Genomic DNA, 18,567 nt, shown 5'->3' with positions numbered 1-18,567 from the left:
CAGATAAAGCGGACGCGGCGGATGGCTCGTCGGATCGGCTGCGGCCGCCAGGCGCGCCAGGGCCTCGGGCGCCGGGGCGGCCCTCTCGTCCGTCCGCGATATCTTCAGGTCGGGGAAGGCGGCCGCCAGAACCGCCGCGCCGTATCCGACCAGGGCGACGGCAGGGCCGAGCGCCGCGATGCGTTCGGCCGCCTGTTCCAGCGCCATAGCCTCGGCCTCGCCCTGCGGTGCGCCATCGGCGAACAATCGGGCATAGACCTGCCCACGTCGCGCATCGATCAGGGCCGCGACCGGCCCGTCCGGCGACCCCAGCGAGGCGGCCAGGGCGTCCAGGGTCGAAATCCCCACGACCGGCCGATCCAGGGCGGCGCCCAGCCCTTGGGCGAAGGCCAGTCCGACGCGCAGGCCGGTGAAGGAGCCGGGGCCGACGGTGACGCCGATCCGGTCCAGACTTTCGAAGCCCCCGCCCGCCTCGGCCATCACGTCGCGCGCCAGGCCGCCCAGCCGTTCCTGATGGCCCTTGACCATCGGTTCGAAGCGAACGGCCACGGCGCGTTCGTCCTCGAACACCGCCGCCGTGCAGGCGCCGAGCGCCGTATCGATCACCAGAAGTCTCATGGCGGCCTTTTAGGCGGCCTTGGCCAGAACCTCTACCAGCTGCGTGACGGCCTGGCGCACAGCGCGGCTCTCCATTCGTGCGAAGCTGAGGGCCAGGGTGCGGCCCTCGGCCGTGGCGCAGACGGCGCGCAGCAGGGCGGCGTCGGGATCGGGCGACGGCTCGACTCGCTGAGGAAAGAACGCCTGGATCGGCGCGCCCAGCGCCACGGCCAGTCCATGCAGGCGCGACGCCGATATCCGGTTACGCCCGCTTTCGTATTTCTGCACCTGCTGAAAGCTGACGCCCACCTGGTCGGCCAGGGCCGACTGCGACAGGCCCAAGGCCATGCGTCGCGCCGCAATCTGGGCGCCGACGAAGACATCGACAGGCTCCGCGGCTCTTGGAGACGGGTTGTGGCGAGTACTGACCATGACGCGGGTGTTTCACGCCTGAGCGCTGAAATCAACTATTTTGTTTCATTGCCGTTCGATCCGCGCGGTCACGGCCGACAGACGGTCGATGGTTCGGCGAGCCAGAACCTCCGTCTTTTCCCCGTGGGCCGCGCCGCGCACGGTGACGGTGTCCGCGTCGCCGCTCTCATAGATGCGGACGCGGGTTTCGCCGCCGACCTCGATTACGCAGCCCTGGCCTCGGCGCGGCCAGACCCCGAGCGCATATTCCAGCACCACCCCCGAATCCGCCCAGGGGGACAGCTCGTCGTTCAGGACCTGAAGGCGGCGAATCTGGCCGGGAGCGCCGGCGAATGCGCGCCCCCGGCTCTCCACGGCCTGGGCGGAGGGGGCGAGGGCCGGCCTGTCGTCGGTCGAAGACGCTGCCGTGGGCGCCAGCGCCAGGGCCAGCGCCTCGGGCGTGGAGTCCAGCGCGCCGGTCAGGCGGCGCTGCACATCGGGACGAAACAGACCGGAGCGTCGGCCTGCTTCATACAGGCCCCATCCTTGGCTGGTCATGTCCAGCCGCGCGCCGGCCTCGGCCTGCGACAGGCCGCGCTCGCGTCGCAGGGCGGCCAGCGCCTCGCCCAGGCGCAGGGCTTCGGGATCGGGAATGAAACGCGACATGGCCGGCAGGATGGCGCACCGGCGTGTCCAAGGCGAGGACGAAAAGGTTTAAGACGTTACAGCGTCTGCTCGACCCGCGTCACTTCCGGCACATAGTGGCGCATCATCTGCTCGACCCCGGCCTTCAAGGTGGCGGACGAGGACGGGCAGCCCGAACAGGCGCCGCGCATCCGCAGGGCCAGGACCCCGGTCGCCTCGTCGAAGGAATCGAACAGGATGTCGCCGCCGTCCTGGGCCACGGCCGGGCGGATGCGGCTGTCCAGCAGGGCCTTGATCTCGGCGACGATCTCGCTGTCGTCCTCGGCGTGGCCTTCGGCCTCGGCGTCGGCGCCGCGCGTCAGCGGCTGGCCCGAGACGAAATGATCCATGACGACGCCCAGGATCGGCGCCTTCATCTCCGACCATTCCGGCCCCTGGGGCTGGCGGGTCACCGATACATAGTCGGCGCCGAAGAAGACGCCCTCGACGCCTTCCAGTTCGAACAGGGCCTCGGCGAGGGGCGAGGCCGTCGCCTCTTCAATGGTGCGGTATTCCAGCGCGGCGGCCGGCGACACGTCGCGGCCGGGCAGGAACTTCAGCACGTTCGGATTGGGCGTGGGTTCGGTCTGGATGAACATGGGCGGGAGATGCGCTCGCCCCCGCCCCGTTGCAAGACCTCAGCCCCGATCTAGCGTTTCTTGAGGCCGCCCAGGATGCCGCGCATCAATTCGCGCGTCAGGGTCGATCCGGCGGTGCGAAGGACCGATTTGGTCAGGGCTTCGATCGGCGTTTCGCGCGTGGAGCGCCGAGGCGCGGCCGCCGTCGTCCGCGCCGCCCGCGCCTCGGCCTGAGCCTGCGCCTTGGCTGCGGCCTGGGCCGCCTTCTCGTCGGCCTTGGCCTTGATCTGGGCGGTTTTGTCGGCCTCGGCCTGGGCTTTCGCCTGAACCGCCGCCTGATCGGCCGCGCTGTGGCGGTTGGCCAGGATTTCGGCGGCGGATTCGCGGTTCAGCACCTGATCGTACAGGCCGCGCACCGGGCTGGCGGCCATGATGGCCGCGCGCTCGGCGTCGGTCGCGGGCCCCAGGCGCGAGGCGGGAGGGCGAATCCTGGTGCGGGCGACGATCGTCGGCGCGCCCTTCTCGTCCAGCACGGACACCAGGGCCTCGCCCACGCCCAGCGCCTGGATCGCCTCGGCCGTGTCGAAGGCGGGATTGACGCGGAAGCTCTGCGACGCCGCCTTCAGCCCCTTCTGCTCGGAGGGCGTATAGGCGCGAAGGGCGTGCTGGATGCGGTTGCCCAACTGAGCCAGGACGCTGTCGGGGATGTCCGCAGGGTTCTGGGTGACGAAATAGACGCCCACCCCCTTGGACCGGATCAGGCGAACGACCTGTTCGACCTTTTCCAACAGGGCGCGGGGCGCGTCGTTGAACAGCAGGTGGGCCTCGTCGAAGAAGAAGACCAGGCGCGGCTTTTCCGGATCGCCCACCTCTGGAAGCTGCTCGAACAGTTCCGACAACAGCCACAGCAGGAAGGCCGCATACAGGCGCGGGCTGTTCATCAGCCGCGTCGAGTCCAGCACATTGACCTGACCGCGGCCGTCCAGACCGACGCGGATCATGTCCTCCAGCTTCAGGGCCGGTTCGCCGAAGAAGGCGTCGCCCCCCTGCTGCTCGACCTGCAGCAGGGCGCGCTGGATGGCGGCGATGGAGGCGGGGGCGACATTGCCGACCTCGCGCCCGATCCGGTCGGCGTTCTCGCCGACATAGACCAGCAGGCTCCTCAGATCGTCCAGGTCCAGCAGCAGCAGACCTTCCTTGTCCGCGACGTGGAAGACCACGGTCAGCACGCCCTCCTGCACCTCGTTCAGGTTCAGCATCCGCGCCATCAGCACCGGGCCGATCTCGGAGACCGTGGTGCGGATCGGATGACCCTTCTGGCCATACAGGTCCCAGAAGACGACCGGCGCGGCGCGCGGCGTCAGGGTCAGGCCCATCTCGGTGGCGCGCGCGATCAGCTTTTCGTTCGGCGCGCCGACCTGCGAAATGCCCGACAGGTCGCCCTTCACGTCGGCGCAGAAGACCGGCACCCCCGCATCGGAAAAGCCCTGAGCCATGATCTGCAACGTCACCGTCTTGCCCGTGCCGGTGGCCCCGGCGACCACGCCGTGGCGGTTGGCGCGGTTGAACAGCAGGTTTTCCGGCTGGTCTGTGTCGGACTGGCCGAGGAACAGGCCGGGCAGGGCGTCGGGCATTGGGGTCTCCGATGGCGTGTCGCCGAAAGGTCTAGCGCGTTCCAAACGCCGCCGGAACAGCGATTGACGCCGCCGTCGCTCGGTTCGACAAGACTAGGATGAAAAGCCCTGTCGCCGTGCCCTCCTCGACCGTGTCGCGAAACGCCCTGGCCCTGATCGCCACCGTGGCGGCGGGCGCGGCGCTGTACTGGCTGCGGGACATACTGACGCCCTTGGCCATGGCCATCTTCCTGTTGATCATGATCGACGGGGTGAAGCGCTCGGTCGAGGCGCGCACGCCGTTGAGCCATCGCTGGGCCGGGATTGCGGCCCTGACGCTGGTGGTGCTGGCCTTCTTCGCCTCCATCGCCATCATCGTGAACGGGGCCGCCGGCTTCTTCGGCGAGGCGTCGGGCGTATCGGCCAACATCGGCCCGCGCATCGATCAGATCATTCGCGACGTCTATGGGCTGGTTCGGCTGAACAATCCGCCCACGGCCCAGGATCTGATCAATGGCGTGGACGTGCGCGGCTGGCTGACCTCCATGGCCTTCCAGGTCCAGGGCATCGTGTCCGGCGCCTTCTTCGTGCTGATCTATCTGGGCTTTCTGCTGGCCTCCCAGGCCGGGTTCCGAAAGAAGATCGTCGCCATGTTCCCGCACAAGGCCCAGCGCGAGGAGGCCGTGGCGGTGTTCCAGCGCGTGCGTGGCGGGGTCGAGGGCTATATCTGGGTCCAGTCGGTGACCGGGGTGATGATCTGCGTGGTCGCCTGGATTCTGATGCGGGCGGTGGGGCTTCAGAACCCGGAGTTCTGGACCTTCGTCATCTTCATCGTCGGCTTCATTCCCGTGCTGGGTGGGGCGATCGCGGGTCTTGCGCCGCCGATCTTCGCCCTGGCGCAGTTCGAAAGCTATTGGCCCGCCGCCATCCTTCTGGTCGGGCTGCAGGTCATACTGTTCGTGGTCGGCAACTTCATCCAGCCCCGGATGCAGGGCGACAACCAGAACATCGACCCGGTGGTGGTGCTGCTGGCCCTGGCCTTCTGCGGCAAGATGTGGGGCGTGGTCGGCATGTTCCTGTCCACGCCGCTGGCGGTGATGGCCATGGCCATCCTGGCCGAGTTCAGGGGATCGCGCTGGATGGCGGTCCTGCTGTCCGGCGACGGCGAACCCTATGCGGACGAGGGCAAGACGGCGGACAAGCCCAAGCCGGTTCGCCGCAAGCCCAAACCGGAGCCTGCGGCGGAGGGTTGATCAGGGCTGCCAGCCGCTGATCTGGTCCGCCTCGCTCTCGCCGGCCAGGGCGCCGCGCGTCTTCTTCACCTCGGCCCAGGCGGCGCGCAGCAGGGCGGGCACGCCCTCGCCCGACACGCCCGACACCAGCAGGGGCCGGCGGCCGGCGACGGCCTCCAGTTCGGCGGCCTTTTCTTCGCGCGCTTCGGGCGTCAGGGCGTCGATCTTGTTCAGGGCCAGGATCTCGGCCTTGTCCGCCAGACCCTCGCCATAGGCCTCCAGCTCGCCCCGGATGATGCGATAGGCCTCGACCACGTCGTCCTGGGTGCCGTCGATCAGGTGGATCAGGCTGGCCGAGCGTTCGACGTGACCAAGGAAGCGCGTGCCGAGCCCTGCGCCCTCGCTGGCGCCCTCGATCAGGCCGGGGATGTCGGCGATGACGAACCGCTCGGACGGCGACAGGTCCACCATCCCCAGGTTCGGGGCCAGGGTCGTGAAGGGATAGTCGGCGATCTTGGGCTTGGCGGCGCTGGCGGCCGACAGGAAGGTCGACTTGCCCGCATTCGGCAGGCCCGCCAGACCGATGTCGGCGATCAGCTTCAGCCGCAGCCAGATCCAGCGTTCCTGCCCTTCCTGGCCCGGATTGGCGTAGGTCGGCGCCTGATTGGTCGGCCCCTTGAATCGCACATTGCCCCAGCCGCCGTTGCCGCCCTTCAGCAACAGTTCGACCTTGCCGGGCGCATCCATGTCCAAGAGGACCGTTTCCTTGTCCTCGTCCAGAACCTGGGTGCCGACCGGGACCTTCAGATGCACGTCCTCGCCCTTGCCGCCATGCATCTGGCGGCCCTGGCCGTGGTGGCCGGTCTGGGCCTTGAAATGCTGCTGATAGCGATAGTCGATCAGGGTGTTCAGCCCCTCGACCGCCTCGATCCAGACGTCGCCGCCCTTGCCGCCGTCCCCGCCGTCGGGACCGCCGTTGGGGATGAATTTCTCGCGTCGGAACGACACGGAGCCCGCGCCGCCGTTGCCGGAGCGGATGTAGATTTTTGCCTGGTCGAGGAACTTCATCGCGGGCTTATGCCGCAGAAGCGGGGCGAATTACAGGCGTGACCGCAAGGATCATCGCGTCGAGAAGTTCAGCCTGACTTCGCGTGGTCCGGTCTGGCCGGGCTGAGCGCGCGCGGTTCTGACGCCACGGATGGCTTCGCGACCAATGCCCATGCCCGCAGGCGTCTCGGAAACCACGACGCAGTTCGTGGCGGCGCCGTTCTCCATGAAGACGCATCGCAGCACGACCGAACCTGAAGCTCCGGCTTCAAGCGCCTTGGGCGGCGTTTCAACCCTCGGCGGCTCGGCCCAGACGACGGGAGGCGGCGACAGCGCCGGAGCCGGAGCTGTCTGGACAAGGACGGCGGCGAACAGTGCGGTTAACATGATCACACCTTAGCCATCGTCGGTTGCGGCGCAAGCCGCCTGTGCTCGCCCGGCCGCCCGGCGCTATTTCAGCGCCAGGGTCACCGTCTTGATGTCCACATATTCGTCGATGCCGTGGATCGAGCCTTCGCGGCCATAGCCCGACTGTTTGACGCCGCCGAACGGGGCGACGGCGGTGGAGATCAGGCCGGTATTCACCCCGCACATCCCGGCCTCGATCCGGCGCGAGAAGCGCATGGCCCGGTCCAGATCGCGGGTGAACAGATAGGAGGCCAGGCCGTAGTCGCTGGCGTTGGCCTTCTGAAGCGCCTCCTCCTCGGTGTCGAAGGCGAAGACCGGGATCATCGGGCCGAAGGTCTCTTCCTCGCGGAATAGGGCGTCGTCGCCGCCCAGGGTCACGGTGGGCTGGAAGAAGCGGCCGCCCAGCCCATGGCGCGATCCGCCGGTCAGGACGCGCCCGCCGTCCGCCTTGATCGCCGCGACGTGTTTCTCGACCTTGTCGATGGCCTTGTCCTCGATCAGCGGCCCGACCTTCACGCCGTCTTCGAAGGCGTTCCCGACCTTGATCTTCGCCACCTCTGCGGCCAGCTTCTCGGCATAGGTCTCGGCGACCGATCGCTCCACATAGACGCGGTTGGGGCAGACGCAGGTCTGGCCCGAGTTCCTGAACTTGCCCTTGATCGTCTCGGCGACGGCCAGGTCCAGATCGGCGTCGGCGAAGACGATCAGCGGGGCGGCGCCGCCCAGTTCCATCGACACCCGCTTCAGCGTGGGCGCGCATTGTTCGGCCAGCTTGCGCCCCACGCCGGTCGAGCCGGTGAAGCTCAGCTTGCGGATGTCGGGGCTGTCGGTCAGCACCTTGCCGATGGTCGCCGCATCACCGGTGACGATGGACAGTGCGCCCTTCGGCAGGCCCGCCTGATAGGCCAGTTCGGCCAGGGCGATGGCGGTGAACGGCGTCTGGCTGGCCGGCTTGACCACGGCGGTGCAGCCGGCGGCAAAGGCGGGACCCAGCTTGCGCGTCAGCATGGCGGCGGGGAAGTTCCAGGGCGTGATCAGGGCGCACGGCCCCACCGCTTCGCGATAGGTCAGGAGCAGATGGCCCAGCGGGCTGTCCTGGGTCTCGCCGATCAGCCGTTCGGCCTGGCCCGCGAACCATTTGATGAAGCCGTTGGCGTAGGTCACCTCGCCCTTGGCCTCCTCGAACGGCTTGCCGTTCTCCAGCGCCATCAAGGCGCCCAGACCCTCGGTATGCTCGTCGATCAGTGCGGCCCAGGCCCGCAGGAAGCCCGCGCGCTTGTGCGGATCGGATCGGGACCAGTCGGTGAAGCTTTCCGCCGCGGCCGCGATGGCGCGCTCGGTCTCGGCGGCGCCCAGGTCCGGCACATGGCCGATGATCTCGCCGGTCGCCGGATCGTCCACGGCGATGCCGGAGCCGTTGGCGAGGATGGGCTCGCCCGCGATCAAAGCTTGCTGTTTCAGCAAGGCGAGGCCGGCGTTGCGGGCGGTGTCGTTCATGGCGATCTCCTGAAGGCGGTCCTGAAACGAACAAGGCCCCGACGAAGCGGGGCCTTGCAAGTGTTCGATGCAGCCGGGGCTGCGTCGAAATCAGTTCTTGGCGTCTTGGGCCGCGCCGGTGACGGCCTGGCCGGCGGCTTGCGTATCGCGACCCACGCCTTCGACGGTGTTGCAGGCGGCGGTGGTCAGGGCGGCGGCGGCGGCGACCAGGACGAAAATCTTGCGCATGAGGAGACTCCAGGGTTGGCCGAGGCGAACACCCCGGTCTTGCGGGATCAACGCGACCCCACGGCTGCGGTTCCTTTGGCGGCCGACGACTTGTCCGAGGGATCGACCGGCATCAGCGCCTCGGGCGTGGCGAAGGTCATGCGGGCGATGGTTCCGCCGCCCGGCGCCGCTACGAATTCGGTCTCGCCGCGCAGCTGTTTGGCGAAGGCGCTCATCAGGGTGCGTCCCACCCCCACCTCGGCGCCGACCGGCGCGCCGGGCCCGTTGTCCTCGACTTCCAGAACCGAGGTGTCGCCCTGAACGCGGAACCGCACCTTCAGCTCGCCGCCGTTCAGCGCGAAGGCGTGCTTCTGGGCGTTGGTCACCGCCTCGACCAGCCACAGCGCCAGGGGCGCCAGCTTGTCCGGGTCGACATGCAGGGAATCGGCGTCCACCGAACTGATCACCACCGGGCCGCGCCCCGCCTCGCTGGCGATCAGCTGGCCGACCAGTTCATTCAGGAATTCACGCGCATCGGCATGGCGGATGTCGGCGCTCTGATAAAGGGTGCGATAGATCAGGGCGAGCGCCGAAATCCGCTGGCGCGTGTCGCCCAATGCGGCCTTGGCCGGGGCGTCGGTCAGGGCCCGCTGCTGCATCGACAGCAGCGACGAGATGATCTGAAGATTGTTCTTCACCCGGTGATGGATTTCGCGCATCAGCGCGTCCTTCTCGGCCAAGGCGTCGGTCAGTTCACGGTCGCGCACGGTGATGGCCTCGGCCATCTCGTCCAGAGTCTTGGCCATGGTCCGGATTTCGGCGGGCGCGTTCATGGCCTGCAGCGGCCGCACGGAAAACCGGCCCCGCGCATAGATGGCCGCCACCCGCTCCAGATAGTCCAGCCAGCGAATGAAGATGCGTTCGGACAACAGCATCACCGCCGCGAACGCCGTAAGCCAGGCGCCCAGCGGCAGCAGAAGCGTGCCGATCGGATTGAGCCGCGCCCAGGACAGCAGCCCCTGGGACGGGGCCGACAGCAGGGCGTAAAGGTCTCCACCGGCCAGGGCCGCACCGGCGTAGTCGCGCCGTTCGCCGCCCGCATCGCGCGCCTCGAACACGGCGGACCCCTGCGCCCGGGCCCGCGAAACCCAGCCCGCCAGATCGTCTCCGCCCGACAGGCGGAAGACCCCGGCCTCGCTGGCGGTCAGAACGCGTCCGGCGCCGTCCGTCAGGGCCGCCTCAGAGCCTGAGGGCAGGGCGGGATCGTCCAGATCGGGTTGCAGCGCCGACAGCGGGATCACCGCCACCATGGCCCCGTCGAACCGGCCCATCGGCCGCTCGGCCCGCGTCGCCACGATCAGGGCGGCGTGATAGCCGGCGTCCTCGGGCGCGCGCATGACCACCAGGTCCTCGCCGTTGCGCAGGCGCTGGAACCATGGTGCGTTCGTCGCGGGCGCCACGCCGGATCGCAGGCCGCCCTGCCGATCGGAGGCGCAGGTCGCCTCGCCGGTCGGGCTGATGCGATAAAGCCCCTCATAGCCGTCCAGCCGACCGACCAGGGCCGTCAGCCGCGCCGCGCAATAGGGGCCGGCCGCATCGGGGCTGAGCGCGCGCAGCAGAACCTGGGCGCTGTCCAACTGGGCCTTGGCGTCCGAGGCGCTGCGTTCGGCCGCCAACTGCAGATCGACCTGACGATCCTCGGCCTGACGTTGGAAATCGGCCTGGGTCTGGATCAGGCTGAGGACGAAGATCGGCAGCAGGGCCATGGCCATGGCCATGCCCAGCCGAAAGCGGATGCCCTGGAACCGGTCTTTCGTCCATGTGCGGGCCAGGCGCGGCCGCGGGGCGTCAGACGGCGCATTCACCGCCGATCAGCCCCGTGCGCCGGCCAGCCTGTCGGCCTCGCCCAGAATGGTCCGCATGGCCTCGCCGGCCGCCTGGCCGTCGCGGCTGTAACCGCCCTTTTCCAGCGTGGCCAGGAGAGCGCGTCGCGCCCGGCTGACGCGGCTTTTGACCGTGCCGACCGCGCAGCCGCAGATCTCCGCCGCTTCCTCGTAGGCGAAGCCGCCGGCGCCGACCAGGATCAAGGCTTCGCGCTGTTCTTCGGGCAGGGTCTTCAGCGCCTGACGCAGTTCGTCCAGGGCGACGGGCGCCTCGGGGTCATCGACGGCGACCAGGGTGCGTTCCGCAGCTTCCTGGTCCAGTTGCGACTGGCGCCACGACCGGCGCTTTTCCGAATAGAACTGGTTGCGCAGGATCATGAAGGTCCAGGCCTTCATATTGGTGCCCATCTGATAGCTGGCGCGCGCGTCCCAGGCCTTCATCATGGCGTCCTGCGCCAGGTCGTCGGCGGCGGTGGGATCGCCGGTCAGGGTGCGGGCGAAGGCGCGCAGATGCGGGATCAGCAGCACCAGTTCGCGTTTGAAGCCTTCGTCGTCGGCCGACGCCGGCTTGGGGGCGGCCCCCAGGCGTGAGGTGCTCATGCGGGACCGTCCGCCGCCCTGGCGTCGGCGCGCTTCAGGATTTCCAGGAACTCGTCGGGCACCGGCTCGTTGACGACCTCGTCGAACATATGGCGCAGCTTGACGCCGATGGCCTGCTGGCGAAGGCGCGCTTCTTCCAGGCCCGCCTCCCCTGTTTTGTCGGCGCCCCCCGGGCGCGAGGAGTCGTTAGAATCAATCATAGACAGAACAAGGCCCACCCAACGGTCGTCGCAGAGATGCCAGCCCTTAACGTCGTCCCGCCGGGCCGGTTCCTGCATGAAACAGATTTTACGCCCAAGCTTGATCGAAACTGGGGAACCGCGACCGATATGATACGTTCAATATCGCTGTAGCGCTTTCCCTTGCCGGGACGGCGGAGATTTGTCGGGGACTATCTGAATGAGCCTTTTGGCTAGACTCGCGCCGCACCTGCCTTACGTGCGCCGCTACGCCCGCGCCCTGACCGGCGATCAATCCACGGGCGACAACTATGTGCGCGTGGCGTTGGAGGCCTTGGCGGCCGGAGAGCAGCAGCTGTCCTCGGACATGACGCCGCGCGTGGCCCTCTATCATGTGTTTCACGCCATCTGGTCGTCGACCGGCGCCCAGCTGGAAACGGGCGAGCTGGCGACGACCGGCGACGCCTCGCAGCGGCTGCTCCGCATCGCGCCGCGTTCGCGCCAAGCCTTCCTTCTGACCGCGCTGGAAGGGTTCACCCCGTCCGAGGCGGCCCAGATCCTGTCGGCGGACCCGCGCGACGTCGAGCGGCTGATCGCCGACGCCCAGGCCGACATCGACGCCGAACTGGCCACAGACGTGCTGGTGATCGAGGACGAGGCCATCATCTCTGCCGACATCCAGAGCCTGGTGCAGGAGCTGGGTCACCGCGTCACCGGCGCCGCCACCACGCATGACGAGGCCATCGACGCCGTCGCTCGCCACAAGCCGGGCCTTGTTCTGGCCGACATCCAGCTGGCCGACGGATCGTCCGGCATCGACGCCGTGAAGGACATCCTGAAGACGCTGGACGTGCCGGTGATCTTCATCACGGCCTTCCCGGAACGTCTGCTGACCGGCGAACGCCCCGAGCCGACCTTCCTGATCACCAAGCCGTTCCAGCCGGAAACGGTGAAGGCGGCGATCAGCCAGGCGCTGTTCTTCCACCCCTCGCGCCAGAAACAGGCCGCCTGAGGTCTGATCCGCGTGACGATCACATGGCCCCGGCCGCCGTTCGGCGGCGGGGCCTTTTTCCGTCGCGCCGCCTGTTGCGAAAGAAAATCGGCGTCGGCGGGAACCGCCTTCACACGCCCTCGTTATCGGGATGCGGAGGCGGCGACGCCCCCCGACTTGACTGGCTAAGGCCGGTCATGCCGCCTCCGCGCCTCATTCTCGATGATGCCACTTCAAAGCGGTCCGCGAGGGCCGCTTTTTTCTTGCCCGACGTCTCGACCGTCGCGCACGTCGGGCTCAAGATGGTGGTCAAAGAAAACCTTCGGGAGAAATGCGGATGGCTTCGCAGGGCGAAAAGACGAACCGGCAGTGGGTGCTGCGCCAACGGCCAAAGGGGCTGATCCAGCCCGGCGATCTCGAACTGGTCGAGACGCCTGTGCCAGACGTCGGCGCGGGCGAGGTTCTGGTCCGCACCGTCTATCTGTCGCTGGACCCCACCAACCGCACCTGGATGAACGACACCGAGGGCTATCTGCCGCCCGTCGGCCTGGGCGAGGTCATGCGCGGCCTGACCCTGGGGGTGGTCGAGGCGTCGCAGTCGGATCGCTTCAAGGCCGGCGACGTGGTGATGCCGACCTCGGGCGGCTGGGCCGACTACGCCGTCGTGCCCGAGGGCGGCTTGCGCCCGGTCCACCGTGCGCCGGGCCTGCCGCTGACGGCCAATATGTCGGTGCTGGGCATGACCGGCCTGACCGCCTATTTCGGCGTGACCGATGTGCTGAAGGCCAAGGCCGGCGAGACCATCGTGATTTCGGCGGCGGCCGGCGCGGTCGGCTCCATCGCCGGCCAGATCGCCAAACAGCGCGGATGCCGCGTCATCGGCATCGCCGGCGGGCCGCAGAAATGCGCCTGGCTGACCGAGGAACTCGGCTTTGACGCGGCCATCGACTACAAGAGCGAGGATGTGGGCGAGGCGCTGGATCGGCTGGCCCCGGACGGTATCGATCTGAACTTCGAGAACGTCGGCGGCGACATCATGATCGCCGTGTTCAACCGCCTGAAGGTGCATGGCCGCATGGCGGTGTGCGGCCTGGTCTCGTCCTACAATGCGACCAAGGCGCCGCCGTCGCCGAACTTCGCGCGGATCATCACCCATCGTCTGCACGTCCAGGGCTTCCTGGTTCTGGACTACGCCGCGCGCGCCAAGGAGATGGTCGCCGAGATGGGGCCGTGGCTGGCTGACGGCCGGGTGAAATGGAAGGTCCACGTCGATGACGGCCTGGAAGGCGCGGTCGATTCGCTGAACCGCTTGTTCACCGGCGATCACGACGGCAAGTTGCTGGTCCGGGTGTCCGAGGAACCCGCCTGATCCTGTCACGGAAGGCCCGCGCATGAGCGACCCGCTGCACGTCCATTTCGAAGACCTGGAAGTGGGGCAGGTCGTGCCCCTGGGCGCCTGCGCGGTCGATCAGGCGGCGCTGGACGTCTTCGTCGAACGGTTCGCGCCCGGTTGGGATGTGGCCTATGGCGCGCCGGACGCCATGGTCTATGTGCTGTGGAGCCGGCTGGCCGCCGACAAGTCTGGCGGCTGGGCCCAGACCAAGGTCCTGGCCGTCGATGGCCTGCGCTATATGCGCAATCCTCCGGCGGGCGAGCTTTTGCGCGGGCGGATGACGGTGATGGGCAAGGATCCGGTCGGCGACGAAAAAGGCATCGTCATCGCCTCGCACGACCTGCTGGACGAGGCGGGGCGGCTGGTGTTCTCGTGCCTGACGCGCGCGGTCTTCTCGCGGCGCTGACAATGAAAACGCCCCGACGGCGCGAACCGTCGGGGCGTCTTTTCGGTCTGAACGTCCGGCTTAGTTGACGGTCGTGGATTGCGCCTGACGCAGGAAGGCCAGGGCGATCAGGCGGTCCCAGCCCAGCAGCGACACCAGATGGGCGTAGATTTGGCCAAGCGCGCCGTTGTCGCGCAGTTCGGCCAGCTTCTCGGCCGGCAGGGCGCGCAACTTGTCTTCCGACACCGCATAGTATTCGGCCAGCTTCTGCGGCTCGCCCGGCGTGCCGTCGGGATTGCGCGGCGTGAAGACGGCGTCGCGGGTGTCCAGCAGGTCCAGGTCCTTGATCAACTGGACGAAGCTTTCGGTGCGCTGGCGCTCCTGCTCGAAGTTGTTGCAGAACTCCATCGCCATGTTGGTGTAGTCGCTGGGCTGGCCCTCGACGAACAGCGGGTTCTCGCCGCCCTCGGCGACAATGCCCGCGCCGCGGTCGATGCACAGGATCAGGCGCTGGTTCTGCTTGTCGTCGGCGAAGACGAACGGATAGCGGCGGACATAGGCGGGCACATAGGCGTCGGCGCGGAACTCGCCGTCGTCGGCGACGAACAGGTTCTCGCCCTGACGCAGGCCCATGACCACGACCGGCTGGCGGTTATCGCCGGTGAAGATGATCGGATACGACAGGGCTGCGGCGGCGAACTCGGTGACCGTCAGCGGCACGATGTTCGTCTGGGCCACGAAGGCGTAGGGTTTGTCGGTCGGATTGACGCCCAGGGTCCCGTGAACGCTCTGATCCAGCGGCTCGGGGTTCACATAGAAGAGGACATTGCCTTCGAGCGGCGAGTTGTTCGTGTCGGTCATGAAGCGAGGACGCTCTGGATGATGAAGATATGAGGCGCGCCTTCTAGCCCAAGCCCGCCTCAGCGGCAAACCCGCGATGCGTCGGTTGCAGCCAGGGGCCTCAGCCATTAGCTGTGGGCCATGGGCAGCGCCTGCGATCACGATCACGACCATTCCGGCCTGAAGGGCGGCGCGCTGGATCGCGCCCTGGCCCAGGCCGAGGCGCGCGCTGTCAAGGACGGCGAGCGGATGACCGCCCAGCGCCGTCGCGTGCTGGCCCTGCTGCTGGAGGCCGGGGAGCCGGTCAAGGCCTATGACCTGATCGCCCGCTTCGGCGAGGACGGTCAGGCCGCCAAGCCGCCCACCGTCTATCGCGCGCTGGAGTTTCTGGAGCGGCTGGGCATGGCCCACCGCATCGCCTCCATCAGCGCCTATGTCGCCTGCAGCAGCGACGACGGCGACGCCATCCATGCCGCCGCCTTCCTGATCTGCGACTGCTGCGGCGCGACGCGCGAGGTCACAGGCCCGGATCAGGGCGCCATGGCCGCCGCCGCCTCGGCCGCCGGCTACGCCATCGCCCGCACCACCATAGAGGCGCATGGCCGTTGCGCCGCCTGTCGCGAGGCGGCCTGATCATGGACGCGGCGCTGATGTCCCCGCCGCGCCGCCTGTCCGTGCCCATCGACAATCGCTGGGGCGCCGGCGAGATGGCCGTGCTGGATTTCGGCGATCCGAACCGGCCGGTCGATCTGATCTTCACCCACGCCAACGGCTTCAACGCCGCAACCTATCGCAGCCTGTTGTCGCCGCTCTCGACGTCGCTGCGCATCTGGGCGCCGGACCTGCGCGGCCACGGCCGCTCGACCCTGCCGACCTTCGTCCGACCCAAGACCAGCTGGCGCGATCATCGCGACGACCTGCTGGCGCTGCTGGAGGCGGTGGACGGACCGCCGGTGGTCATGGCCGGCCATTCGATGGGCGGAACCGCGTCTTTGCTGGCGGCGGCCGAACGGCCCGATCGCGTCTCCAGCCTGGTGCTGTTCGATCCGGTGATCTGGAAACGCGCAGCGGTCGCGGCCTTCAACCTGCCGTTCGCCCATCGGTTCGTGGGGCGCATCCCCATCGCGGCGGCCGCGCGTCGCCGTCGCAGCCGGTTCGACAGCCGCGAACAGGCCATGGCGGCCTATCGCGGGCGCGGCGCCTTCAAGGGTTGGCCGGACGCGGTGCTGGCAGACTATCTGTCCGAGGGGCTGGTCGGGACGGAAGGCCGGGACGGCTTCAATCTGGCCGCCGCTCCGCAATGGGAGGCGGCCAACTACGCCGCCCAGGCGCACGACCCGTGGCGCGCCCTGCGCCGCTATCCCGGCCCCGTCCATATCCTTAAGGCCGAACATCGGGCGCTGACCCAACTGCCCCTCGCGCCGCGCGGCCTGCCGAACGTCAAGGTCGACGTGGTGCGGGGCGGCGGGCATCTGTTCCCCATGACCCACGCCGACATCGCGCGCGACGCCCTGTTCGACGCGGCCGTCTGAAATGATTTCTGTAGGCTGAACAAAGTCCCGCGCTATAAGGGCGCCGCTGAGCATAACTCCCCGCCCGAGACGCCGTTTGTCCTTCTTTCACGCCGGTCCCGCGCCCAAAGGCGCCGGCCCCCGTTCCGGGGCGCTGCGCGATGGCCTGATCCTGGTCCCGGGCATGAAGGTCGGCCTGTTCGGCGGTTCGTTCAATCCGGCGCACGACGGCCACGCCCATGTGGCGGAAACCGCCATGCGCCGGCTGGGCCTGGACCGGGTGGTCTGGCTGGTTTCGCCTCAGAATCCGCTGAAGGACGCCCGCCACAGCGCCCCTTTACCCGAGCGGATGGCCTCGGCCCGCGCCCACGCCCACGGCCCGTCCATGATCGTCTCGGACTTCGAGAGCCGGGCCGGCACCGCCTGGACTGTCGACACCCTGCGCCTTCTGGTCGCGCGGCATCCCGGCGTGCATTTCGTCTGGCTGATGGGGTCGGACAATCTGGCCAGCTTCCACCGCTGGCGCGGCTGGACCGACATCATGCGTCTTATGCCGGTCGCGGTGATCGCCCGGCCGGGCTCTCTGCTGGACAGCCGCACGGCCCCGGCGGCCGCCCGGTTCGCCGGTTTCCGCATTCCCGATCGCGAGGCGGGCCTGTTGCCGACCCTGGCCGCCCCGGCCTGGACCTATCTGACCGCACCGCTGAATCCGCTGTCCTCGACGGCCATTCGCAGCGCCGGGGCGCGCCGTGCGGGCGCATCCTCTGGATCGCCCCCAGTATCGCCCACGGGGGCGTGATTGCGGCGCCGGTTCACGTTTCGGCCCATCCGTGCTAGAGGGCGTCTTTAGTCAACGCTCCCGGAGCCCTCCGCTGACCCCCTCGCCCGCGTACGATACGCAAGACGCCGCCGTTTCGAACACGGCGCACGAGATGGACCCTATCGAACCTCTCCATTCCGAAGACGGCCCCGAATCCAACCTGGCTTTCGGCGACTCCGCCCCGCGCCCGGTCGGCTCCACCCCGCTGGAAGAAGCCCTGCTGAGCCGCCTCGACGAGGACAAGGCCCAGGACCTGGTCCTGATCGACCTGAAGGGCAAGAGCGCCATGGCCGACACCATGATCGTGGCGTCGGGCCGATCGCACCGTCACGTCGGCGCCATCGCCGACCACCTGCTGCGCACCCTGAAGGAACAGGGACTGGGCAAGGCCAAGGTCGAGGGCCTGCCGCATTGCGATTGGGTGCTGATCGACGCCGGCGACGTGATCGTCCACCTGTTCCGCCCCGAGGTCCGCACCTTCTACAACATCGAGAAGATCTGGGCCGTCGATTCCGCGCACCGCACCGCGCGCGACTGACGCCATGAAGCTGGGCATCGTCGCCATCGGCCGGCCGGGCCGGGGGCCTGAGGCGACGCTGGCCGACGACTACGCCCGGCGCGCCACCCTTGCGGGACGCGCGCTGGGCCTTGGCCCCCTCGAACTGATCGACCTGGAGCCCCGGAAGCCGGGCAAGGCGCCGGAGGCCGAGTTGATCCTGGCCGCCAGCGAGGGCGCGCACCTGATCGCCTGCGACGAACGCGGCAAGACCTACGGCTCGCGCGCCTTCGCCGACCACATCGCCAGGCTGCGCGATCAGGGCGAACGCCGCCTGGTCTTCGCCATAGGCGGGGCGGACGGGCTGGACGAGAGCGTACGAGCCGCCGCATCCTCGACCCTGGCCTTCGGCCCCCAGACCTGGCCCCACGCCCTGGCCCGCGCCATGCTGGCCGAACAGCTGTATCGGGCCGTGACCATCCTGGCCGGATCGCCGTATCATCGCGACTGAGATGCGTCGCGCCCTGCCCCTTTCCCTTGCCCTGCTGACGGGCTTCGTCTGCGCCGCGCCCGCCGTGGGAAGACAGGCGCCCGACAGCGAACTGTCGCGCATTCAGGCCGAATATCGCGACGAGGCGGTGCGGGCCCGGCGTCTTCGCGCCGACGCCGACGCCGCCAAGGTCGAACTGGCCCAGCTGGAGCGCCGTCTAGCGACCCTGCGCGCCGACGCCCGCAACGACGACCGCCAGATCGACGATCAGCGCGCCCGTCTTAGGCAACTCAGCGAACGCGAGGCCGAACTGGTCTCCAGCCTGGCCCGCGAACGGGGCGCCCAGAGCCGCCTGCTCAGCGCGCTGCAGATGATGAGCCGCCGCCCGCCGCCGCCTTTGCTGGTCCCGGCCGACAAGGCCATCGACACCGTGCGCGCCTCCATCCTGCTCAAGGCCATGACCCCGGACCTGGAGCGCCGCGCCCAGGCCCTGGCGGCGCGTCAGTCCGAGATCATGCGTATCCGGCGCCTGGCGGTCCTGTCGTCCGAACGCCTGCTGACGACCGAGAGCGCGCAGGGGGATCGTCGGGCCGAGATCGAGGGGCTGACATCGCGCAAGACCGCCCTGACCGCCGTGCTGAACGCCGAGGCGCGGGCCGCCGAACGGGCCGCCGACGTGCTGGAGCGCCGCATCCGCGAACTGGG

23 protein-coding genes are annotated in these 18,567 nt (G+C 68.7%); 10 read left to right on the top strand and 13 right to left on the bottom strand.

Going from position 1 to position 18,567, the window contains the following annotated elements; translation table 11 throughout:
* The 5 genes from tsaB to RTU05_RS11930 form a co-directional block, all read right to left on the bottom strand.
* Nucleotides 1-618: tRNA (adenosine(37)-N6)-threonylcarbamoyltransferase complex dimerization subunit type 1 TsaB (gene tsaB, locus RTU05_RS11950; RefSeq protein WP_312598526.1), on the bottom strand; the 618-nt coding region annotated here is incomplete at its 3' end.
* 9 nt (nucleotides 619-627) lie between these two features.
* Complete coding sequence (locus RTU05_RS11945) at nucleotides 628-1,029, bottom strand: helix-turn-helix transcriptional regulator (protein ID WP_312598524.1); 402 nt, start codon at nucleotides 1,027-1,029, stop codon at nucleotides 628-630.
* 45 nt (nucleotides 1,030-1,074) lie between these two features.
* Nucleotides 1,075-1,674, bottom strand: a complete 600-nt coding sequence (locus RTU05_RS11940) for a helix-turn-helix transcriptional regulator (RefSeq protein ID WP_312598522.1) — start codon at nucleotides 1,672-1,674, stop codon at nucleotides 1,075-1,077.
* 56 nt (nucleotides 1,675-1,730) lie between these two features.
* Nucleotides 1,731-2,291 carry a NifU family protein gene (locus RTU05_RS11935; RefSeq protein WP_312598520.1) on the bottom strand — a complete coding sequence of 187 codons (561 nt, stop codon included), beginning with the start codon at nucleotides 2,289-2,291 and terminating at the stop codon, nucleotides 1,731-1,733.
* 50 nt (nucleotides 2,292-2,341) lie between these two features.
* A complete protein-coding gene (locus RTU05_RS11930; RefSeq protein ID WP_312598518.1) occupies nucleotides 2,342-3,904 on the bottom strand; it encodes a helicase HerA-like domain-containing protein in 1,563 nt (520 codons plus the stop codon).
* Between the two features lie 98 nt (nucleotides 3,905-4,002).
* On the opposite strand from RTU05_RS11930, the gene RTU05_RS11925 reads away from it, so the two are divergent.
* A complete protein-coding gene (locus RTU05_RS11925) occupies nucleotides 4,003-5,136 on the top strand; it encodes an AI-2E family transporter (protein WP_312598516.1) in 1,134 nt (377 codons plus the stop codon).
* On the opposite strand, the gene obgE is transcribed toward RTU05_RS11925, so the two are convergent.
* The 7 genes from obgE to RTU05_RS11890 all read right to left on the bottom strand — a co-directional run bounded on the left by obgE (nucleotide 5,137) and on the right by RTU05_RS11890 (nucleotide 10,957).
* On the bottom strand, nucleotides 5,137-6,183 hold the full coding sequence (gene obgE / locus RTU05_RS11920) for a GTPase ObgE (protein WP_312598514.1): 1,047 nt from the start codon (nucleotides 6,181-6,183) through the stop codon (nucleotides 5,137-5,139).
* Between the two features lie 51 nt (nucleotides 6,184-6,234).
* On the bottom strand, nucleotides 6,235-6,549 hold the full coding sequence (locus tag RTU05_RS11915) for an energy transducer TonB (protein WP_312598512.1): 315 nt from the start codon (nucleotides 6,547-6,549) through the stop codon (nucleotides 6,235-6,237).
* 63 nt (nucleotides 6,550-6,612) lie between these two features.
* Nucleotides 6,613-8,067 carry an NAD-dependent succinate-semialdehyde dehydrogenase gene (locus RTU05_RS11910; protein ID WP_312598511.1) on the bottom strand — a complete coding sequence of 485 codons (1,455 nt, stop codon included), beginning with the start codon at nucleotides 8,065-8,067 and terminating at the stop codon, nucleotides 6,613-6,615.
* A 90-nt stretch (nucleotides 8,068-8,157) separates the two neighbouring features.
* The gene (locus RTU05_RS11905; RefSeq protein WP_017505506.1) at nucleotides 8,158-8,295 is read right to left on the bottom strand and encodes an entericidin A/B family lipoprotein; all 138 of its coding nucleotides are present in this window, start codon (nucleotides 8,293-8,295) and stop codon (nucleotides 8,158-8,160) included.
* Nucleotides 8,296-8,342: 47 nt separating this feature from the next.
* On the bottom strand, nucleotides 8,343-10,139 hold the full coding sequence (locus RTU05_RS11900) for a sensor histidine kinase (RefSeq protein ID WP_312598510.1): 1,797 nt from the start codon (nucleotides 10,137-10,139) through the stop codon (nucleotides 8,343-8,345).
* A gap of 6 nt (nucleotides 10,140-10,145) precedes the next feature.
* Nucleotides 10,146-10,757 (bottom strand): sigma-70 family RNA polymerase sigma factor, encoded by a 612-nt coding sequence (locus RTU05_RS11895; RefSeq protein WP_312598509.1) that lies wholly within the window; start codon nucleotides 10,755-10,757, stop codon nucleotides 10,146-10,148.
* The gene (locus RTU05_RS11890; RefSeq protein WP_312598530.1) at nucleotides 10,754-10,957 is read right to left on the bottom strand and encodes a NepR family anti-sigma factor; all 204 of its coding nucleotides are present in this window, start codon (nucleotides 10,955-10,957) and stop codon (nucleotides 10,754-10,756) included. The genes RTU05_RS11895 and RTU05_RS11890 overlap by 4 nt, the downstream gene beginning before the upstream one ends.
* A 199-nt stretch (nucleotides 10,958-11,156) precedes the next feature.
* Here RTU05_RS11890 and RTU05_RS11885 point away from each other — a divergent pair, with 199 nt between their 5' ends.
* The 3 genes from RTU05_RS11885 to RTU05_RS11875 all read left to right on the top strand — a co-directional run bounded on the left by RTU05_RS11885 (nucleotide 11,157) and on the right by RTU05_RS11875 (nucleotide 13,726).
* Nucleotides 11,157-11,948: a response regulator gene (locus RTU05_RS11885; protein ID WP_312598507.1), complete on the top strand. Its 792-nt coding sequence runs from the start codon at nucleotides 11,157-11,159 to the stop codon at nucleotides 11,946-11,948.
* A 316-nt stretch (nucleotides 11,949-12,264) separates the two neighbouring features.
* Nucleotides 12,265-13,296 (top strand): NADP-dependent oxidoreductase, encoded by a 1,032-nt coding sequence (locus RTU05_RS11880; RefSeq protein ID WP_312598506.1) that lies wholly within the window; start codon nucleotides 12,265-12,267, stop codon nucleotides 13,294-13,296.
* A gap of 22 nt (nucleotides 13,297-13,318) precedes the next feature.
* Nucleotides 13,319-13,726: an acyl dehydratase gene (locus RTU05_RS11875; protein WP_312598505.1), complete on the top strand. Its 408-nt coding sequence runs from the start codon at nucleotides 13,319-13,321 to the stop codon at nucleotides 13,724-13,726.
* A 60-nt stretch (nucleotides 13,727-13,786) separates the two neighbouring features.
* Here RTU05_RS11875 and RTU05_RS11870 read toward each other — a convergent pair whose 3' ends face one another.
* A complete protein-coding gene (locus tag RTU05_RS11870; protein ID WP_312598504.1) occupies nucleotides 13,787-14,566 on the bottom strand; it encodes a SapC family protein in 780 nt (259 codons plus the stop codon).
* A 120-nt stretch (nucleotides 14,567-14,686) separates the two neighbouring features.
* On the opposite strand from RTU05_RS11870, the gene RTU05_RS11865 reads away from it, so the two are divergent.
* From RTU05_RS11865 to RTU05_RS11840, 6 genes are all read left to right on the top strand, one after another.
* A complete protein-coding gene (locus tag RTU05_RS11865) occupies nucleotides 14,687-15,178 on the top strand; it encodes a Fur family transcriptional regulator (protein WP_312598503.1) in 492 nt (163 codons plus the stop codon).
* Between the two features lie 2 nt (nucleotides 15,179-15,180).
* A complete protein-coding gene (locus RTU05_RS11860; protein WP_312598528.1) occupies nucleotides 15,181-16,077 on the top strand; it encodes an alpha/beta hydrolase in 897 nt (298 codons plus the stop codon).
* Between the two features lie 145 nt (nucleotides 16,078-16,222).
* The gene (locus RTU05_RS11855) at nucleotides 16,223-16,855 is read left to right on the top strand and encodes a nicotinate-nucleotide adenylyltransferase (RefSeq protein ID WP_409411622.1); all 633 of its coding nucleotides are present in this window, start codon (nucleotides 16,223-16,225) and stop codon (nucleotides 16,853-16,855) included.
* A gap of 133 nt (nucleotides 16,856-16,988) precedes the next feature.
* Complete coding sequence (gene rsfS, locus RTU05_RS11850; RefSeq protein WP_312598499.1) at nucleotides 16,989-17,414, top strand: ribosome silencing factor; 426 nt, start codon at nucleotides 16,989-16,991, stop codon at nucleotides 17,412-17,414.
* Between the two features lie 4 nt (nucleotides 17,415-17,418).
* Entirely contained in the window at nucleotides 17,419-17,883 is a 465-nt protein-coding gene (rlmH, locus tag RTU05_RS11845) for a 23S rRNA (pseudouridine(1915)-N(3))-methyltransferase RlmH (RefSeq protein ID WP_312598497.1), read from the top strand.
* A 1-nt stretch (nucleotide 17,884) separates the two neighbouring features.
* A partial coding sequence (locus tag RTU05_RS11840; protein ID WP_409411621.1) for a murein hydrolase activator EnvC family protein occupies nucleotides 17,885-18,567 on the top strand: 683 nt, incomplete at its 3' end.

Source organism: Brevundimonas sp. (assembly GCF_032017145.1).
GTDB lineage: Bacteria > Pseudomonadota > Alphaproteobacteria > Caulobacterales > Caulobacteraceae > Brevundimonas.
The sequence above is the reverse complement of the archived record's forward strand: the minus strand, read 5'-3'. Positions and strand labels throughout refer to the sequence as shown.

What these genes read in the sequence shown, in the direction of transcription:
- obgE (WP_312598514.1), bottom strand. Translation starts at nt 6,183, where the DNA reads ATGAAGTTCCTCGACCAGGCAAAAATCTACATCCGCTCCGGCAACGGC.
- RTU05_RS11875 (WP_312598505.1), top strand. Translation starts at nt 13,319, where the DNA reads ATGAGCGACCCGCTGCACGTCCATTTCGAAGACCTGGAAGTGGGGCAG.
- RTU05_RS11880 (WP_312598506.1), top strand. Translation starts at nt 12,265, where the DNA reads ATGGCTTCGCAGGGCGAAAAGACGAACCGGCAGTGGGTGCTGCGCCAA.
- RTU05_RS11945 (WP_312598524.1), bottom strand. Translation starts at nt 1,029, where the DNA reads ATGGTCAGTACTCGCCACAACCCGTCTCCAAGAGCCGCGGAGCCTGTC.
- RTU05_RS11870 (WP_312598504.1), bottom strand. Translation starts at nt 14,566, where the DNA reads ATGACCGACACGAACAACTCGCCGCTCGAAGGCAATGTCCTCTTCTAT.
- rlmH (WP_312598497.1), top strand. Translation starts at nt 17,419, where the DNA reads ATGAAGCTGGGCATCGTCGCCATCGGCCGGCCGGGCCGGGGGCCTGAG.
- RTU05_RS11865 (WP_312598503.1), top strand. Translation starts at nt 14,687, where the DNA reads ATGGGCAGCGCCTGCGATCACGATCACGACCATTCCGGCCTGAAGGGC.
- RTU05_RS11935 (WP_312598520.1), bottom strand. Translation starts at nt 2,291, where the DNA reads ATGTTCATCCAGACCGAACCCACGCCCAATCCGAACGTGCTGAAGTTC.
- RTU05_RS11910 (WP_312598511.1), bottom strand. Translation starts at nt 8,067, where the DNA reads ATGAACGACACCGCCCGCAACGCCGGCCTCGCCTTGCTGAAACAGCAA.
- RTU05_RS11940 (WP_312598522.1), bottom strand. Translation starts at nt 1,674, where the DNA reads ATGTCGCGTTTCATTCCCGATCCCGAAGCCCTGCGCCTGGGCGAGGCG.
- rsfS (WP_312598499.1), top strand. Translation starts at nt 16,989, where the DNA reads ATGGACCCTATCGAACCTCTCCATTCCGAAGACGGCCCCGAATCCAAC.
- RTU05_RS11930 (WP_312598518.1), bottom strand. Translation starts at nt 3,904, where the DNA reads ATGCCCGACGCCCTGCCCGGCCTGTTCCTCGGCCAGTCCGACACAGAC.
- RTU05_RS11925 (WP_312598516.1), top strand. Translation starts at nt 4,003, where the DNA reads ATGAAAAGCCCTGTCGCCGTGCCCTCCTCGACCGTGTCGCGAAACGCC.
- RTU05_RS11860 (WP_312598528.1), top strand. Translation starts at nt 15,181, where the DNA reads ATGGACGCGGCGCTGATGTCCCCGCCGCGCCGCCTGTCCGTGCCCATC.
- RTU05_RS11885 (WP_312598507.1), top strand. Translation starts at nt 11,157, where the DNA reads ATGAGCCTTTTGGCTAGACTCGCGCCGCACCTGCCTTACGTGCGCCGC.
- RTU05_RS11915 (WP_312598512.1), bottom strand. Translation starts at nt 6,549, where the DNA reads ATGTTAACCGCACTGTTCGCCGCCGTCCTTGTCCAGACAGCTCCGGCT.
- RTU05_RS11905 (WP_017505506.1), bottom strand. Translation starts at nt 8,295, where the DNA reads ATGCGCAAGATTTTCGTCCTGGTCGCCGCCGCCGCCGCCCTGACCACC.
- RTU05_RS11895 (WP_312598509.1), bottom strand. Translation starts at nt 10,757, where the DNA reads ATGAGCACCTCACGCCTGGGGGCCGCCCCCAAGCCGGCGTCGGCCGAC.
- RTU05_RS11890 (WP_312598530.1), bottom strand. Translation starts at nt 10,957, where the DNA reads ATGATTGATTCTAACGACTCCTCGCGCCCGGGGGGCGCCGACAAAACA.